1 protein-coding gene is annotated in these 18700 nt (G+C 75.5%); it reads right to left on the reverse strand.

Translation table 11 applies throughout. The annotated features are described in order from the left end of the window. Window positions 1-12: 12 nt before the first annotated feature. Window positions 13-18612 carry a non-ribosomal peptide synthase/polyketide synthase gene (locus AB0I73_RS16655; RefSeq protein WP_363037933.1) on the reverse strand — a complete coding sequence of 6200 codons (18600 nt, stop codon included), beginning with the start codon at window positions 18610-18612 and terminating at the stop codon, window positions 13-15. Window positions 18613-18700: the final 88 nt, after the last annotated feature.

Raw genomic sequence — 18700 nt, forward strand, 5'->3', positions numbered from 1 at the left:
GTCGTCCGGTCCTCACCGTTCTTCGTGGTCGCTGTCGCCGCGTACGGCGTCTTCGAGTTCGCTCAGCACCTGTTCCTCCACCAGGTCCGCCAGGGCGGCGACGGTGCGGTGGACCAGGACGTCGCGGGGCGTGAGGGTCACGCCGAAGGTGTCGCCCGCGCGGGAGGCGATGAGCAGGGCGCGCAGGGAGTCGCCGCCCAGGGCGAAGAAGTCGTCCTCGGCGCCCACTGCGGTCCCCAGGGCCTCCTCCCACAGGGCGGCCACGGCCTCCTCGGTGGGTGTGCGGGGCGGCACGTGCCCGGCGGTCCGCTCCTGCGCCCGGGGGCCGGGCGCGGGCAGCGCGGCCCGGTCGGTCTTGCCGTTCTCCGTGAGCGGGAACCGGTCCAGCGTCACGAACGCCGAGGGCACCATGGGGCCGGGCAGGGTGCGGGCGGCGAAGGCCCGCAGCTCCGCGCCGGCGGGCGGCTCGGCGCCGGGCGCGACGAGCAGGTGGGCCACCAGGCGCGGCAGCCCCGGTTCGTCCTCCCGGATGCTCACCACGGCGTCCAGCACCGCCGGGTGGCGTACCAGGGCCGCCTCCACCTCGCCGGCCTCGATGCGGTGGCCGCGCAGCTTGAGCTGGTGGTCGGTGCGTCCGAGGTGGTGCAGTTCGCCGCGGGTGTCGCGCCGGACCAGGTCGCCGGTGCGGTACATGCGGCTGCCGGGCGGTCCGAACGGGTCGGCGGTGAAGCGGGTCGCCGTCAGGCCGGGGCGGCCCAGGTAGCCGCGGGCCAGGGCCGGTCCGGCGAGCCACAGTTCGCCGGGCACGCCGTCGGGGACGGGGCGCAGACGTGCGTCGAGGACGTAGGCGCCGGTGGCGGGCAGCGCGCGGCCGATGGGTGGCGCGGTGCCGTCCGGTTCCAGCGGGTCGGACCAGGTGGCGACGACGGTCGCCTCGGTGGGCCCGTAGGAGTTGACCATGCGGTGGTGCGGTGCCCACCGGGCGACCAGTTCGGCCCGGCAGGCGTCCGCGCCGACGATCAGGGTGTGCAGGTCCGGCAGGGTGCCGGGGGCGTCCGGCGGGAGGGTGGCGAGCGCGGCGGGCGGCAGCAGGGTGTGCGTGATGCGCGCGGTGCGCAGTACGTCCGCCAGCTCGGCGCCGAGCAGCGGGCCGGGCGGCGGTACGACGAGGGCCGCGCCGCTCGGCAGGGACATGCACAGCTCCAGCACGGAGGCGTCGAAGCTGGGCGTGGCGAAGGCCAGGACGCGGTCCGCGGCGCGGACCTGGTAGTGCGCGGCCTCGGCGGCGGCGAAGCCGGCCAGTCCGCGGTGGGTGACGACGACGCCCTTGGGGGTGCCGGTGGAGCCGGAGGTGTAGATGACGTACGCCGGGTCGTCGAGGTGGAGGGGGCGGACGCGGTCGGTGTCGGTGGGCCGGTGGCCGGGTGTGCCGTCGGGCTGCGCGGCGAGCAGGCCGGCGACCTCCTCGGCGGTGAGGGTGACGGCGGGGTCCGCGTCGCGCAGCATCAGCGCGACCCGTTCGGCCGGGTAGCCGGGGTCCACCGGGAGGAAGGCGGCGCCCGCCTTGGCCACGGCGAGCTGGGCGAGGACCATGTCCACCGAGCGCGGCAGGACCAGCGCGACGATGTCGCCGGGCCCGGCCCCGCGTGCGATGAGCCGGTGCGCCAGCCGGTCGGCGCGTGCCTCCATTTCGCTGAAGGTCAGCAGCGACTCCCCCGTGTCGAGGGCGGTTCGGTCGGGCCACCGGTCGGCCGCGGCCTCGATCAGCGCGGGCAGCGTCGCCGGGGTCACCGGCGGCAGCTGCGGGCGTACGGGGCCGTGCAGCAGCCGGTGCCGTTCACCGGGCGGCAGCACCTCGACCGCGTGCAACGGCACCCGGTCACCGGATGCGGCCAGGGCGGTCAGGGTGTGCATCAGCCGGGCGGCCAGGGCGCGGGCCGTGGTCTCCTCGAAGTACCGGGGGTCGTAGCCGAGTTCCACGCTCAGCTCGTCGCCGGGCGAGATCACCACGGTGAGCGGGTAGTTGGTGGCCTCACGGGCGTCGAGGTCCCGGATGCGCACGCCGTGCGCGCCGGCCGTGGCGTCGCCGACCGGGTAGTTCTCGAAGACCAGCAGGCTGTCGAACAGGGATGTTCCAGGGGGGAGTTCGCTCCACTGGTGGAGGTCCGTCAGCGGAACGTGGTCGAAGCGCCGGTCCTCCGCGCGGGCGGCCTGGAGCTCCCGCAGCCATGCGGCGCAGGGCGTGGACTCGTCCACGGTGACCCGCGCGGGCAGGGTGGTGATGAACAGGCCGGTGATCGTGTCGGCGCCCGGCAGGTCGGCGGGCCGGCCGGAGACGGTGGTGCCGAAGCACACCTCCCGCTCGCCGCTGAAGCGCGCCAGCAGCAGCGCCCAGGCGCCCTGCACCAGCGTGTTGAGGGTGAGCCGGTGGCGGCGGGCGAAGTCCGTCAGCCGGGCCGTGCGCTCGGCGCCGAGCCGCTGGGACAGCCAGGTCCCCGACCGGGTGGCGGCGCCCGGGGCGGGCCTGCGGTCGTACGGCAGCGGGGTGGGTGCGGCGTGGTTGGCGAGGGCGGCCTTCCAGTGTTCCTCGGCCGCGGCGGTGTCCCGGCCGGCCAGCCAGGCGGCGTAGTCCGCGAAGGGCCGCCGTTGCGGCAGCCGCGGCTCGGCGCCGGCCGCGAGCGCGGCGTGCGCGGCCATCACGTCCGACAGCACGTGGAAGACGCTCCACCCGTCCAGCAGGACGTGGTGGAAGGTCCACACCACACGCACCTCGTCGGGGCCGAGCCGGATCAGGGTGACGCGCAGCAGCGGGGGGCGGTCCAGGGCGATGCCGCGGGCGCGGTCCTCGTCGAGCAGCCGCTCGAGTTCGGTGTCCCGGCGCGCCGGGTCCAGGCCGCTCCAGTCGAGTTCGGTGACGGGCAGGGTGACGCGGCGGTGCACGGTCTGGAGGGGGACCGGGGCCTCGCCCAGGGCCACGGCGGTCCGCAGCACGGGCGTGCGGTCCACGACGTGCTGCCAGGCGGCCGCCAGCAGCCGGGGCTCGCGCACGCCGTCCGCGACGAAGGTGATCTGTTCGACGTACAGGCCCTCGCCGGGCTCGTCCATGCCGTGCACGACCATGCCGGTCTGCGTGGGGGTGAGGGGGTAGACGTCCGCCACGTCACGCCCGTCGCCGGCGAGTCGGTCGACGGCCGCCTGGTCCAGTGCGGCCAGCGGGAAGTCCGACGGGGTGCGGCCACCCGCGTCCGGCTCGGCGCAGTGCCGGACGATCCGCCGCAGTTCCTCCACGGTCTCCTCCGCGAGGCGTGCGACGGTGTCGTGCCGGTGCACCTGCCGGGAGTACGACCAGGTGAGCTCCAGCCGCTTGTCGGTGACCCGGCCGAGGACGTCGATGAGGTGCGGCCGGTCCGCCGAGCGGTCCATACCGCCGGTCAGCCCGCCGTGGGGCGCGCGCAGCAGACCGCCCTCGGTCGCGTTCCAGTCCTGCTGTCCCAGGTAGTTGAAGCCCACCTGCGGCAGGCCGGGCAGCTCACGTCCCGCCGTGGGGTGCAGGTGACGCAGCGCGCCGTAGCCCACTCCCCCGCGCGGCACGGCCCGGAGGTTCTCCTTGACCGTCTTCAGCGCGGTCTTGAGGTCGGCGTCGCGGGGCACGTCGAGGCCCACGGGGAACATGGTGGTGAACCAGCCGACGGTACGGGCGAGGTCGACGTCGTCGAAGAGGTCCTCGCGGCCGTGGCCCTCCAGCGCGACGACCACCCGGTCCTGTCCCGTCCAGCGGGCCAGGACCCGGCCGAGGGCGCACAGCAGGACGTCGTTGACGCGGGTGCGGTAGGCGTCCGGCACGTCCTTCAGCAGCCGACGGGTGTCCTCGCCGCCCAGGCTCACCGTCACGGTCTCCTCGTGGGCGGCGGTGTTGCCGCCGGTGAGGTCGGTCGGCAGGTCGGTGGGGCGCAGGCCGCTCCAGTGCGCGATCTCGTCGTCGAAACCGCCGTCGGCGGTGTGCGCCGCCAGGCGCCGGGCCCAGGTGCGGAAGGAGGTCGTCTTCGCCCCCGGATCGGGCGTGACACCGGCACGCAGTGCCCGGTGGGCGGCGTCGAGGTCCTCCAGGATCACGCGCCAGGACACCGCGTCGACGACCAGGTGGTGGGCGGCCAGCAGCAGGACGGGCGGCCGGTGGTCGTCCGGGCGGCACAGGGCGGCCTTGAGCAGCGGCCCCCGTGTCAGGTCGAATCCGGAGCACAGGCCGGCGGCCACGACGGCCGGCGCCTCGGATGTGTCGTGCACCTCGAGGTGCGGCACGGCGCCGGGCGGGGTGCCGTGCTGGCGCCATCGTCCGTCGCCGGCCGGTTCGTAGCGCATGCGCAGCGCGTCGTGCTGTTCCAGCACCGCCGCGAGGGCGGCGCGCAGCAGCGTCTCGTCGGTGTCGGACGCCAGCTCGAAGGAGACCGTCTGGGTGAAGCGGGCCGGGTCGCCGGTGAGGGTGTCGAACAGCCAGTGCTGTACGGGCGTGAGGGGGACGTCTCCGACGACCGGACCCTGTTCGGCGCTGACCGTCGCGGCCGGGAACTCCTCGACCGCCATGGCCAGTTCGGCGACCGTCTGGTGCTGGAAGAGGTGCCGGGGGGTCAGCGCGAGTCCGGCCCGGCGGGCAGCGGAGACGATCTGGATGCCGAGGATGGAGTCGCCGCCGAGCGCGAAGTAGTTGTCCGTCGCGCCCACGCCGGCCACGCCCAGCACCTCGGACCAGATCGCGGCGAGCGTCCGCTCGGTGGCGGTGCGCGGCGGCCGGGTGCCCCCCGTGGTGGTGGCGGCCGACCACACCGGTTCGGGCAGGGCCCGCCGGTCCAGCTTGCCGGTGGCGCCCAGCGGCAGTCGCTCCAGCTCCACCACGACCGCCGGTACCAGGTGGTCGGGCAGCGTCCGGGCGAGGAAGGCACGCAGGTCGGCCGGGGCCGGGGCGCCGCCGCGGGGCACGGCGTAGCCCACGAGGCGTTTGTGGCCGTCGTGTTCCACGACCCGGGCGGCGGCCGCGGCCACCTGCGGGTGCCGGGCCAGCGCGGCCTCCACCTCGCCGAGCTCGATGCGGAAGCCGCGCACCTTCACCTGGTCGTCGGTCCGGCCGAGGTACAGCAGGTCGCCGTCGGCCGTCCAGCGGACCAGGTCGCCGGTGCGGTACATGCGGCTGCCGGGCGGGCCGAAGCGGTCGGCGAGGAAACGGGACGCGGTCAGGCCCGGCCGGTTCAGGTAGCCGCGGGCCACGCCGGTCCCGGCGAGGTACAGCTCGCCGGGCGCCCCGACGGGCACGGGTCGCAGACGTGCGTCGAGGACGTAGGCGCGGGCGCCGCCGACGGGCCGGCCGATGGGCGGGACCCGGTCGGGGTCCGCCGGGTCGCAAGTGAACGCGGTGGCGTAGACGGTGGCCTCGGTGGGGCCGTAGATGTTCATGACCCGACAGCCGGGGACCGCCGCGCGCACCTGGCGGACGGCGCGGGCGGGCAGCGCCTCGCCGGCCAGGACGACGGTGCCGGCCGTGACGTGCACGGTGTCCTCGGCCAGCAGGCGGCTCAGGGCGGAGGGGACGGCGCTGAGCAGTCCCGCACGCCACGGCTCGGGCCGTTCGGCGAGGGCCAGCAGGTCGCGGACGACCTCGACGTGGCCGCCCGCCAGCAGCGGCGAGAGGATCTCGAACACCGACACGTCGAAGGTGAGCGACGTGGAGGCCACCACGTGGGAGAGCCCGCGGCCGGTGAACTCGGCGGCGGCCCAGTCGGTCAGCGCCACCACCGAGGCGTGGGAGACGACGACGCCCTTGGGGCGGCCGGTGGAGCCGGAGGTGTGGATGACGTAGGCGGGGTGGTCCGGCAGCAGCCTGCCACGGCGCTCGCCGTCCCCGACGGGGTCGGCGGACGCGGCGGCCAGACGCCCGGCGCAGGCCGCGTCGTCCAGGGCGATCCGCGTGTACGGGCCGTCCGGCAGCCGCGCGGAGGTCTCCGCGCAGGTGATCACCGCGTCGGGCCGCACGTCCTCGAAGAGGAACGCGAGGCGCTCCGCCGGATGGCCGGGGTCGACCGGAAGGTAGGCGGCGCCGCTCTTGAGGACCGCCAGGAGCGCCACGACCAGGTCGGCGGTGCGGGGCAGGGCCAGCGCGACGAACCGCTCCGGTCCGACCCCGGCCTCGATCAGGAGGCGGGCCAGCCGGTTGGCGCGCTCGTCGAGCTGCCGGTACGTGAGGTGCTCGGCGCCGGCGGTCACGGCCGGGGCGTCGGGGGTGCGGGCGGCCTGTGCCGCGAAGGTGTCCGGGAGGGTGCGGTGCGGCAGCCCCCTCACCGGTCCCGCGAGCCGGTCCAGCAGGCGGCGCCCGTCGTCCGCCTCCAGCGCCGACAGGTCGGCCAGGCGGTGGTCGGCGCCGTCGGCGATCCGCGTCAGCAGTGTGCGCAGGCTCGCGCCGAGCCCTTCGACGGTGGCGGCGTCGAAGGCCGCCGGGTCGTAGTCGAGGGACACCGTCACGTCGTCGCCGGGGGCGACGACCACGCTGAGCGGGTAGTTGGTCGGCTCCAGGTCGCGTTCCTGCTCGACGGCGATCCCGTGCCGGGCCAGGGCGCCTTCGTCGAACGGGTAGTTCTCGAAGACGACGATGCTGTCGAACAGGTTGGTGCCGCCGGGCACCTCGCTCCAGGTCTGCAGCTGGGCGAGGGAGACGAAGTCGTGGCGCCGGGCCTCCGACTGGGCGGCCTGCACCTCGCGCAGCCATTCCAGCAGGGGGCGTCCGCCGTCGATCCGCAGCCGGGTGGGCAGGGTGTTGATGAACAGACCCACCATGGAGGTCACGCCGGGCAGTTCGGCCGGGCGGCCGGACACGGTCGTGCCGAAGACGACGTCGTCCCCGCCGCCGTAGTGGTGCAGCAGCAGCCCCCAGGCCCCCTGGAGCACCGTGTTGACGGTCAGCCCGGCCCGCTGCGCGGTCTCCTTCAGCCGCGCCGACACATCCTGCCCGAGGGCCACCCGGACCGTTCCCGACGAGGACGTGCGGTGGGCCTCGGCGGGGCGCCGGTCGCGCGGCAGTTCGGTGGGGACGGCGAACCCGGCGAGGGTCTCGCGCCAGTGGCGCTCCGCACGACCGGTGTCCTGGGCGGCCAGCCACCGCAGGTAGTCGGCGAAGGGCGCCCGGTCGGGCACCTGCGGGCGGTGTCCGGCGGTCAGGGCCGCGTACCGCTCGCACACCTCGTCGAACACCTGGGCCGCGCTCCAGCCGTCGAGCAGGACGTGGTGGAACGTCCACACCATGCGCACCCGGTCCGGTGCCAGCCGGATCAGCGCGAGCCGCATGAGCGGGGCCGCACCGAGGTCGATCCCGGCCCGCCGGTCCGCGTCGAGCAACGACTCCATCTCCCGCGCGCACCGCTCGGCGGGCCACCCGGACCAGTCGTGGTGGGTGACGGGCACGACGGCCCGCCGCTCCACCACCTGGAGGGGTTCGGCGGTCTCCTGCCACACCAGGCGGGTGCGCAGGATCGGGTTCGCGTCCGCCGTGCGCCGCCACGCCTCGGCGAGCGCGTGCGGGTCGGTGACGCCGCACAGCACCACCTGCACCTGGTTCACGTAGGTGCGGGCCTGGGGGTCCATGAGGCTGTGGAACAGCATGCCCGCCTGCATCGGCGTCAGCGGGTACACGTCCTCGACCGTGCGTCCGTCTCCCACGAGCCGGTCGACGGCGGCCTGGTCGAGCCGGGCCAGCGGGAAGTCCGAGGGCGTGCGGCCGCCGGCGTGCGGGGCGGCGCAGTGCGCGACGATCTCCTCCAGTGACCGCAGCATGCCCTCGGCGAGGGAGGCGACCGTCCCCTCGCGGTGGCGTCCGCCGCTGTAGTGCCAGGTGATCTCCAGCTCGTCGTCCTCGACGCGGGCCACCACGTCCAGCAGGTGCGCACGCGGCGCCCCGGGGTCCTCGGCGCCGCCCAGGCCGCCGGGAACGGCCCGGACCAGCGCGCCGTCGTCGGCCGACCAGTCGAACCGTCCCAGGTAGTTGAAGCTGATGCCGGGCAGCGGGGCGGCGGCGAGCCGCTCGTCGCCCGCCAGGTGGCGCAGGGCGCCGTAGCCGACGCCCCGGTCGGGTACGGCCCGCAGCTGTTCCTTCACGGACTTCAGTGCGGCGCCCCAGTCCCCCTCGGGCAGTTCGAGGGCGACCGGGAAGAGGCTGGTGAACCAGCCGACCGTGCGGGACAGGTCGAGGTCGTCGAAGAGCCGGTCCTCGCGGCCGTGTCCCTCCAGTCCCACGGCGACCGTGCCGCGGCCGGTCCAGTCGGCCAGCGCGCGGCCGAGGGCGGTCAGCAGGACGTCGTCGATGCGGGTGCGGTAGACGCCGGGAACCCTGCGCAGGAGGTCGTCGGTCCGTCGGCGGTCGAGGCGTACGGTCACCGCGCGCAGGTCGGCGGCGGTGTTGCCGCCGTCGAGGTCCACCGGCAGCGGCTCGGCGCAGTGCCGCGACACGGTCTCCCAGTGGGCGCGCTGAGCGGCGAGGTCTCCCTCGCCGGTGCGCCCGGTGAGCCGCCGCACCCACTCCCGCACGGACGTCGTGCGCTGCGGCAGCCGTGTCCGCTCGCCGGCCAGGGCCTGCCGGTAGGCGGTCTCCAGGTCCTCCAGAAGGACGCGCCAGGAGACACCGTCGACGACCAGGTGATGGGCGGCCAGCAGCAGGCGTGCGGTCCGGTCCCCGCCGGTGAACAGTCGGGCGGCGATCAGCGGGCCGGTGTCCAGCCGGAAGCCGGTGTGCGCCTCCTTCGAGAAGCGGGCCTCGGCCTCCTCGGCGGCCCCCGCGTCGAGTCCGTTCAGGTCGTGGACCCGCAGCAGCCGGGGGGCCTCGGTGTCCGGGGCGGCGTACTCCTGGTGCCAGGTCCCGTCCGCGGCGCGGGTGAAGCGGGCGCGCAGGGCGTCGTGGTGGGCCCACAGCGCGGTCAGGGCGGCGCTCAGCGCGTCGGCGTCCACGTCCCGGGCCGTCTCGACGACCACGGACTGGTTGAAGTACTCCGGGCGCGGCGGCTCGGCGTCGAGGAACCAGCGCTGGATCGGGGTGAGTCCGACCTCGCCGGCCACCGGGCCGGTGTCCGCGACGGCCTGGGCGGCGCCGGTCGCGGCGGTGGCCAGGGCGGCGAGCGTGGGGTGCCGGAACAGGTCCCTCGGGGTCAGCGCGAGCCCTGCGGTGCGGGCGCGGGAGACGACCTGGATGCTGACGATCGAGTCGCCGCCCAGCATGAAGAAGTTGTCGTCGACGCCGACCCGTTCCACGCCGAGGAGTTCGGCCCAGACACCGGCGAGCACCCGCTCGGCTTCGGTGCGCGGCGCGCGGTAGGCGGCGTCGGCCGCCACCGCCGGGTCGGGTTCGGGCAGGCGTCGCCGGTCGACCTTGCCGTTCGCGGTCAGGGGCAGCTCCGCCACGGTGACGAACGCGGCCGGGACCATGTAGTCGGGCAGTTCGCCGGACAGGCTCTCGCGCAGCTCGGCCGCCGGCGGCACCGCCGCGCCGGGGGCGGGCACCAGGTGGGCGACCAGGCGCTTGCGGCCCGCGTGCCGCGACACCGACACCACCGCCTCGGCGATCGCCGGGTGCGCGGTGAGCCGGGCCTCGACCTCGGCGGGTTCGACGCGGAAGCCGCGGATCTTGATCTGGTCGTCGGCGCGTCCCACGAAGTGCAGTTCGCCGTCGGCGCTCCAGCACACGATGTCGCCGGTGCGGTACATCCGTGTGCCGGGCGGGCCGAACGGGTCGGCCAGGTAGCGGGTCGCCGTCGCGCCGGGGCGTCCGGTGTAGCCACGGGCGAGTCCGGCGCCCGCGAGGTACAACTCACCCGGAACGCCCGGTGGTTGCAGTTGGAGCGCGCTGTCCAGGACGTACCCGCGGGTGTCGTCCAGGGGGCGGCCGATGGGCAGCGTCGCGGGCAGCGCGTCACCGGCGCGGAAGGCCCGCCGGGTGGCGAAGGCGGTGGTCTCGGTCGGGCCGTACACGTCGACGACGGTGAGGTCCGGGCAAGCGTCCAGCACGCGCCGTACGGCGGAGCCGGGCACGGCCTCGCCGCCGGTCCACACCTCGCGCGCGCCGGTCAGGCACGCGGGGTCCTCCTGGGCGAGGAGGCGGAACAGGCCCACCGTCAGGAACAGGCAGCTCACCCCCTGTTCGGTGATCGCGTGGCGCACGGCGGCGGCTTCCAGGTCCCCCGGCGGGGCGAGCACGGCCGTGCCGCCGCGCAGCAGCGGCACCCACACCTCGTAGGTGGAGGCGTCGAAGGCGTGCGGGGAGTGCACGAGGACCCGGTCGTGGCGGGCGAAGGCACGGTCGAGGGCGAGCGCGGCGACGTCCCGCTGCCGCGCCGCCACGCCCTTGGGGTTGCCGGTGGAGCCGGACGTGAACATGAGGTACTGGACGGTGTCCGGGTGCACGCGCGGCACAGCCGTGGGTTCCGGGACCGCGGCGGCTGTGTCGTCCGGGTCGTCCGGCCGCAGCACACGGCCTTCCGGGAGGAGGGCCGCAGCCGTCTCTTCCCAGGCCCGGTCCGTGAGCAGCAGGTCGGCACCGGCTTCACCGAGCATCGTGCGCAGCCGCTCCCGCGGCGCCCTGCCGTCGAGCGGGACGTACACGCCGCCGAGGCGGGCGAGGGCGACCTGGGTGACGACGAGGCCGATCGAGCGGTCCATCAGGACGCCGACGGGGACCTCCGGACGGACCCCGAGCGCGGCCAGCCGGCCGGCCAGCGCCCCGGCCCGGTCGTCGAGTTCGCGGTAGGTGAGCCGCTCGTCGCCGGCCAGCAGCGCGACGGCGTCGGGGGTGCGCCGCACTTGCGCGGCGAACAGGTCCGCGGTGGTCGCCGCAGGGGTACCGGTGGCGGTGTCGTTCCACGCGTGGAGCACCTGCTCACGCCGGGCGGCCGTCAGCAGGGGCAGGCGAGCGGGCGCGCTCCGAGGTGCGGTGACGAAGCCCTCCAGCAGGACGGTGAGGTACTCGGCCATCCGCTCGACGGTGGCGGCGTCGAAGAGCTCCGGGTCGTAGCCGAGGCGCAGGGCGAGCCCCGTGCCGGGGTAGGCGACCAGGCTGAGCGGGTAGTTGGTGGTCTCGATGCCGTCCAGGCCGCTGAGCCGCAGCCCGTGCGCGGCGGCGAGACGGTCGTCGACCGGGTAGTTCTCGAACACCACGATGCTGTCGAACAGGGCGACGCGTTCGGGCAGTTCGGTGAACCCTTTCATGTGGTGCAGCGGCACGTGGTCGTGGCGGCGGTCCTCGCTCTGCTCCTGCTGGAGCCGGCCCAGCCAGGTGAGCAGCGTCTCGTCCCGCGGCACGGTCACGCGGGTGGGCAGGGTCGCGATGAACAGACCGGTCATGGCGTCGGCCCCGGGCAGCTCGGGCGGCCGTCCGGAGACGGTGGTGCCGAAGACCACCTCGTCGCGGGCCGCCAGGCGGCTCAGCAGCAGCGCCCAGGCGCCCTGCACGAGGGTGTTCACGGTCAGGCCCGCCGTCCTGGCCAGGCCCTCCAGTGCCCGGGTGGTGGTCTCGGGCACCGTGACGCGTACCGCCCGCGTCGACTCCGCGCGGTGGCTCTCGCGGGGTTCGCGGTCGAAGGGCAGCGCGGTGGCCTCGCTCAGGCCGTTCAGGCGGGTCCGCCAGTGCCGTTCGGCCTCGGCCCGCTCGGCGCGGTCCTGCAGCCAGGCGACGTAGTCGCGGAAGGGGCGGCGGTCGGGCGGCGGGACGTCCGCGGCGCCCGCCAGGCCGGCGTGGCACGCGAAGACGTCGGAGAGGACCTGGAACAGGCTCCAGCCGTCCAGGATCAGGTGGTCGAAGGACCACACGACACGGACCGCGCGGTCGGAGACCCGGGCCAGCACCAGGCGCTGGAGCGGCGCGCGCGTCAGGTCGACACCGCGGGCGCGGTCGCCCTCGAGCAGTTCGCGCAGCCGCTCGTCCCGCTCGGCGTCGGTCAGGCCTCGCCAGTCCGGTCGCTCCACCGGCACGGCTGCTCCGCGCTGCACCACGAGGAGCGGCTCGGGCACGTCCTGCCACACCACACGGGCGCGCAGCACCGGCGTGCGGTCCGTGACCCGCTGCCAGGCGTCCGCCAGCACGGCCGGGTCCTCCACGCCGTCCAGGACGAACGTCAGCTGCTGGAAGTACACGCCGCGGTCGTCCTGCGAGAGCCGGTGGAAGAGCATGCCGGCCTGGGTGGGCGTGAGGGGGTGGACGTCCTCCACGCCTGCGGGGTCCTCGCCCGCGATCCGGTCGACGTGCGTCTGGTCGAGCCGGGCCAGCGGGAAGTCGGAAGGGGTGCGTCCGGCGGCGCCGGGCCGGGCCGCGTGGCGGGCGAGGCCGGCCAGCGCGTCGGCGAACCGTCCGGCGAGGTCCGCGACGGTGTCCCGCCGGTGCAGCTCGTCCGAGTAGAACCAGGTGAACTCCAGGCTGTCGCCGTCCAGCCGCCCCACGACCTCCAGGGCGTGCGGGCGTGACGCCGAGGCGTCGGCGTCCAGCTCCAGCGGACGGAACGGCCCGTCGTACAGCCCCTCGGAGGTCTCCGAGAGCCCGAAGCGGCCCAGGTAGTTGAAGCTGATCTGCGCGGTGGTCGCCGGGAGCTGTGCGGCGTCGCGGCCCGGCAGGGCCAGGACGCCGTGGCCGAGGCCGTGCCGGGGCACCGCGCGCAGGTGCTCCTTGACCTGCTTGAGCACGGCGTCCCAGTCCGCCTCGGGCGGGACGGCGAGGGCGACGGGGTGGCGGGTGGTGAACCAGCCGACGGTGCGGCTGGTGTCGACGTCGGCGAACAGTTCCTCGCGGCCGTGGCCTTCGACGTCCACCAGTACCCGGTCGTGACCGGTCCAGCCGCACAGCACCCGGCCGAGGGCGGCGAGCAGGACGTCGTTGGCCCGGGTGCGGTAGGTCTCGGGCAGGGTGCGCAGCAGCACGTCGGTGTCCTCGGGTCCGAGGCGTACCGTCACCGAGCGCTGGGAGGCGTAGGTGTTGGTGCCCGTCCGGTCCGACGGCAGGGCGGCCCGGGCGCCTTCGGTCGCCCGCGTCCAGTAGGCCTTCTCGTCGTCGAAGCCGCCGGCGGCGGCGTGCGCGGCGAGGCGCTCGGCCCAGTGCCGCAGCGGGGACGACTTCGGGGGCAGTGCCGCCGCTCCGTCCCGGCCGGCGCGGCGGGCGCGGTAGGCCCGGTCGAGGTCCTCGAGGATCAGGCGCCAGGAAACCCCGTCCACGACGAGGTGGTGGACGGCCAGGTGCAGCACGTGCGGCCGTCCGGGGCCCCGGTCGTGCAGTACGGCACGCAGCAGCGGGCCGTGGCGCAGGTCGTGGGGGCCGAGGTGCGGGGTGTCGGTGTCCGGACCGGTGTGGCGCGCGAGGCGGCAGCGGGCGGCCGGGACGTCGATCAGCCACCGTACGTCCGCCTCGTCGGTGAGGAAACGGGAGCTCAGGGCGTCGTGGTGGGCGATCACGTCGTTGAGGGCGTCTTCGAGTGCCCGCGCGTCGACGCCGGCGTGCAGTTTCACCGAGAGGGTCTGGCCGAAGTGCCCGGCCCGCCCGGCGGCACTGTCGAAGAGCCAGTGCTGGATGGGTGTCAGCGGCGCGGAGCCGGTCGCCTCGACGGGTGCGGACGCGGCGGCGGGCCGCCGGCTTTTCGCCTCGTCGGCGCAGCGGGCGAGGGCGGCGACCGTCTGGTGCCGGTAGACGTCCCGCGAGGTGATCGTGAGGCCCGCCTGCCGGGCCCGGGAGACGATCTGGATGCTGAGGATGGAGTCGCCGCCCAGCGCGAAGAAGTTGTCGTCCGCTCCGACCCGCTCCACGTGCAGGACGTCGGCCCAGATGGCGGCGAGGGTCCGTTCGGTGGGGGTGCGGGGCGCGACGTGGCGTGTGACGGGTTCGGCCGGCGCCGGGTCGGGGAGCCTGCCGCGGTCCAGTTTACCGTTGGGGTTGAGCGGCAGGGCGGGCAGCACCACGACGGCCGAGGGGACCATGTAGTCGGGCAGGGTGCGCCCGAGTTCGCGGCGTACCGCCTCCGGTTCCACGCGGGCGCCGGGGGCGGGGACGACGTATCCGGCCAGGCGGCGGTGGCCGTCGCCGTCGCGGACGGTCGCGGCGGCCTCGGCGACGCCCGTGCAGCGGCGCAGGGCCTCCTCGACCTCGCCCAGTTCGATGCGGAAGCCGCGCACCTTGACCTGCTGGTCGATGCGGCCGAGGTACTCGAGCCGGCCGTCGGCACTCCAGCGCACCAGGTCGCCCGTGCGGTACATGCGGTCGCCGGGGACGCCGAAGGGGTCGGCGACGAAGCGCGCGGCGGTCAGACCGGGGCGTCGCAGGTAGCCGCGGGCCAGTCCACCACCACCGAGGTACAACTCACCGATGACACCCGGAGGCTGGGGGCGCAGCAGGCGGTCCAGCACGTAGGCGCGGGTGCGGGCGACGGGACGGCCGATGGGCGGGGCCTGATCGGGGACGGTGCCGTCGGCGAACCAGGCGGTGGCGTAGACGGTGGCTTCGGTCGGGCCGTAGATGTTCGCCACCTCGGCCGAGGGCATGGCGTCCCTGATGTCCCGCACGGTCCGGGCGGGCAGGGCCTCGCCCGCCAGGAGCACGGTGTCCGCCTCGACCGCGCTGTCGCCGCCGAGCACGCGGGAGAGTACGGACGGGACACCGCTGAGGAGTCCGGCCCGGCGGGGTCCGGGGCTGTCGGCGAGGGCCGGGAGGTCGGCGACCACCTCGACGCTGCCGCCGGCCAGCAGGGGGCACAGCAGCTCGAAGACGGACACGTCGAAGTTGAGGGAGGTGGACGCGACGACGTGCGCCAGCCCGCGCGGGCCGAACGTCTCCTCGGCCCAGGCGGCCAGCGCGGCCACGCTGCGGTGGGTGACGATCACGCCCTTGGGGCGGCCGGTGGATCCGGAGGTGTAGATGACGTAGGCGGGGTGGGACGGGTCGAGTGGCCGGGCCCGGTCGGCGTCGGTCAGGTCTGCGGTCAGGTCGGCGGAACCGGCATCGGACGGCTCGACGTCCTCCAGGAGCAGCGCGTCCTCCAGGAGCAGTGGCTCGCAGTCGTCGGGGAGCGCGTGGGCGGTCCCACGGGTGGCGACGACGAGGGCGGGGGCCGCGTCGGCGAGCATGAAGCGGATCCGCTCGGCCGGGTAGCCGGGGTCGACGGGCAGGTATCCGGCGCCCGACTTCAGGACGGCCCACAGCACCGGCAGCAGGTCGGCGGAGCGCGGCAGGCACAGCGCCACCAGGGACTCCGGACCCGCGCCGTGCGTCGTCAGCAGCCGGGCGAGCCGGTTGGCACGCCGGTTCAGTCCGGCGTAGTCCAGCCGGGCCTCGTCGCAGGTCACGGCGGTCCGGTCGGGAGTTCGGGCCACCTGCGCCTCGAACAGCGCCGGGAGCGTGGCGCCGTCGGCGTGGTCGCCGGCCGGCGCGGGCGGGTTCCAGGAGTCGAGGAGCGTGCGCCGCTCGTCGTCCGACAGCAGCGGCAGTTCGGCCAGCGTCCGGTGCGGGCCGTCCGCCATGCCTTCCAGCAGGCGGTGCAGCTGCCGGCTCATCCGGGCCGCGGTCGCCGCCTCGTACAGGTCGGTGTTGTACTCGACCGTCAGCTCGCAGCCGCCCCCGGCGCGCGGCGCGAACTCCAGCACGAGGTCGAAGCGGGCGGCCGGGCGGGGCAGCGGATGCTCCTCGATCCGCGCCCCGGCCGCCAGCGGAGGCCGGACGGGCGCCGCCTGCTGCACCACCAGTACCTGCACCAGCGGAGTGCGGCTGGGGTCTCTGGGCGGGGCCAGTGCCTCGACCACCCGGTCGAACGGCACGCCGTCGTGCACGAAGGCGTCCAGCACGGTCGCGCGCATGGACTCCACGAACCGGTCGACCGTGACGGTGTCGTCGACCTCGCCGCGCAGCACGACGGTGTTGGCGAAGAAGCCCGTCACGTCCTCCAGTTCGCGGCGGTCCCGTCCGTTGGTGACGGTCCCGAACGCCACGTCCCGCTGCCCGGAGTAGCGGGAGAACAGCACGGCCGCCGCCCCGGCGAACAGCGTGAAGACGGTCGTGCCGCGGCCCTGGGCCAGTTGCCGCAGCCGGTCCACCAGGTGCTCCGGGAGGTGGTGGCGGTGTGCCGCGCCCGCGGTGGTGCGCACCGCCGGCCGGGGCCGGTCGGTGGGCAGTTCGAGTTGCTGCAGGTCGGCCAGGTGGCGCTTCCAGTAACCGAGGTCGTCGGCGTCCGCGTCGCCGGTGCGCCGCTCGCGCTCCCACAGCGCGAAGTCCGGGTACTGCACGCCCGGCCGGGGAAGGCCGTCCGGCTCGCCGCAGGCCTCCGCGCGGTAGAGCGCCGTCAGGTCCCGGGTCAGGACGCCGACCGACCAGCCGTCGGTGACGATGTGGTGCTGGGCCAGCAGCAGGACGTGGTCCTCGGGAGCGCGGCGGACGAGCAGCGCCCGGGTCAGGGGCCCGGTCGTCAGGTCGTGGGGGCGGCGCAGTTCCTCGGTCAGCAGGCGTTCGACGGCATCGTCCTGCCGGTCGGCGGGCAGGTGTTCGACGTCGGAGGTGCGCAGGGGGAGCACCGCCTCGAGGGCGATCAGCTGGACGCCCTGTCCGTCGACGGTGGCGAAGGTGGTGCGCAGGGAGTCGTGGCGGGCGGCGAGCCGGCCCAGGGCGCGTCGCAGGGCAGGCGTGTCGAGCGGGCCGCGCAGCCGCAGCGCCACGCCGGTGTTGTACTCGGTTCCGCCGTCGGTGAGGTCGTCGAGGAACCACAGGCGTCGCTGGGCGCTGGAGAGCGGGACGGGCTTTCCGCGCGGGGCGGAGGGGATCGGGTCCGGCGGCGCGGCGGCGGACGGCTCGGCGGCCAGCGGGGCGAGCGCGGCGACGGTCCGTGCGGTGAACACGTCGCGCAGGGAGAGCCGGGCGCCGAGGACTTCCCGGATCCGCGCCAGGGTGCGGGCGGCGAGGATCGAGTCGCCGCCCAGGTCGAAGAAGTCGTCGGTGACGCCGACGGCGTCGACGCCGAGGACGTCGGCCCAGATCGCGGCCAGGGCCCGCTCGTCGCCGGTGCGCGGCTCGACGTGCTCCTCGGTCCGCGCGCCGCCGGGGGCGGGCAGGGCCCGCAGGTCGACCTTGTGCTGCGGAGTGAGCGGCAGCGCGTCCAGGACGACGACGGCGGAGGGCACCATGTGGGCGGGCAGGGCGGCGGCGAGGGCGGCGCGCAGCCGGGCGGGCTCCGGCCTGCGGGCCGGATCGTCGGGCGTGACGTAGCCGACGAGCCGGCCGCGGGCGGGTTCCTCGTCGCGGACCACGACCACGGCCTCACGGACGCCGGGGGAACGGATCAGGGCGGCCTCGATCTCGCCGGGTTCGATGCGGAAGCCGCGCACCTTGACCTGCCGGTCGACCCGGCCGAGGAACTCCAGCTCGCCGTCCGGCCTGTGGCGCACCCGGTCGCCGGTGCGGTAGAGGCGGGCGCCGGGCGGTCCAAAGGGGTGGGCGACGAACCGGGTCGCGGTCAGGCCGGGGCGGCCGAGGTAACCGCGGGCCAGCCCGTCGCCGCCCACGTACAGCTCTCCCTCGGTGCCGGGCGGCACCGGGCGCAGTGCCGCGTCCAGGACGTGGGCCTCGGTGCCGGGCAGCGGGCTGCCGATGGCCGGTGTGCCGGTGCCGGCGGTGAGCGGTCCGGTCCAGGTGGCGACGACGGTGGCCTCGGTCGGCCCGTAGGAGTTGATCATGTGGCGGCCGGGTGCCCACCGGTCGACGAGCGCGGCCGGGCACGCCTCGGCCCCGACGATCAGGGTGCGCAGGTGCGGCGCGCCGCCGGTGTCCACCGGGTCGGGCAGGGTGGCGAGGGCGGCCGGCGGTATGAGGGCGTGGGTGATGCGGTGCTCGTCCAGGACGGCGGCCAGTTCGTCGCCCAGCCAGGGCCCGTCCGGCGGCACGACCAGCAGGGCGCCGGACAGGACGGAGACACACAGCTCCAGTACGGAGGCGTCGAAGCTGGGTGAGGAGAACTGCAGCACGCGGTCGCCCGGACCGACGGCGTACCGCTCGGCGGCGGCCGCGGCGAAGGCGCCGATGCCGCGATGGGTGACGGTGACGCCCTTGGGGGTGCCGGTGGAGCCGGAGGTGAAGATGACGTACGCCGCGTGGTCGGGGAGCACCCGGCTCCCGGGCGGGTCCGCCTCCTGGCCCCCGGCGCTCATCAGCGCGCGGACCCGGTCCGGGTCGTCCAGGACGACCGCCGGTGCGGCGTCGGCGAGCATCAGGGCACGCCGTTCGGCCGGATAGTCGGGGTCCACGGGGAGGAAGGCGGCACCGGCCAGGGCCACGGCCAGCTCGGCGGCGATCAGTTCCATCGAGCGCGGCAGGACCAGCGCCACCGTCCGCTCCGGTCCGGCGCCGCTGCCGACGAGGTGGGCGGCAAGGCGGCCGGCCCGCCGCGCGAGTTCTCCGTATGACCAGGTGCGCCGACCGTCGGTCACCGCGGGGGCGTGCGGATCACGCGTCACCCACCCGGCGAACAGCTCACCGAGCGGGACGGGACGGGTGGCGTGGTCCGCGCGGGCCGCCGGGCTCGTGTCGGCCGGGGCGGAAGCGGGCGCGGCGGGGCGCTGGGCGTGCGGGTACGTCATCGGGGTGAAGTCCTTCAGGCGTGGGGCGACGCGCGGACCCGGCGCGCCGGTCTCGGGCAGCCCGTGGGCACACCGGAGCGGTGCGGGG

It is taken from the genome of Streptomyces sp. NPDC050388 (assembly GCF_040655635.1).
Taxonomy (GTDB): Bacteria; Actinomycetota; Actinomycetes; order Streptomycetales; family Streptomycetaceae; genus Streptomyces.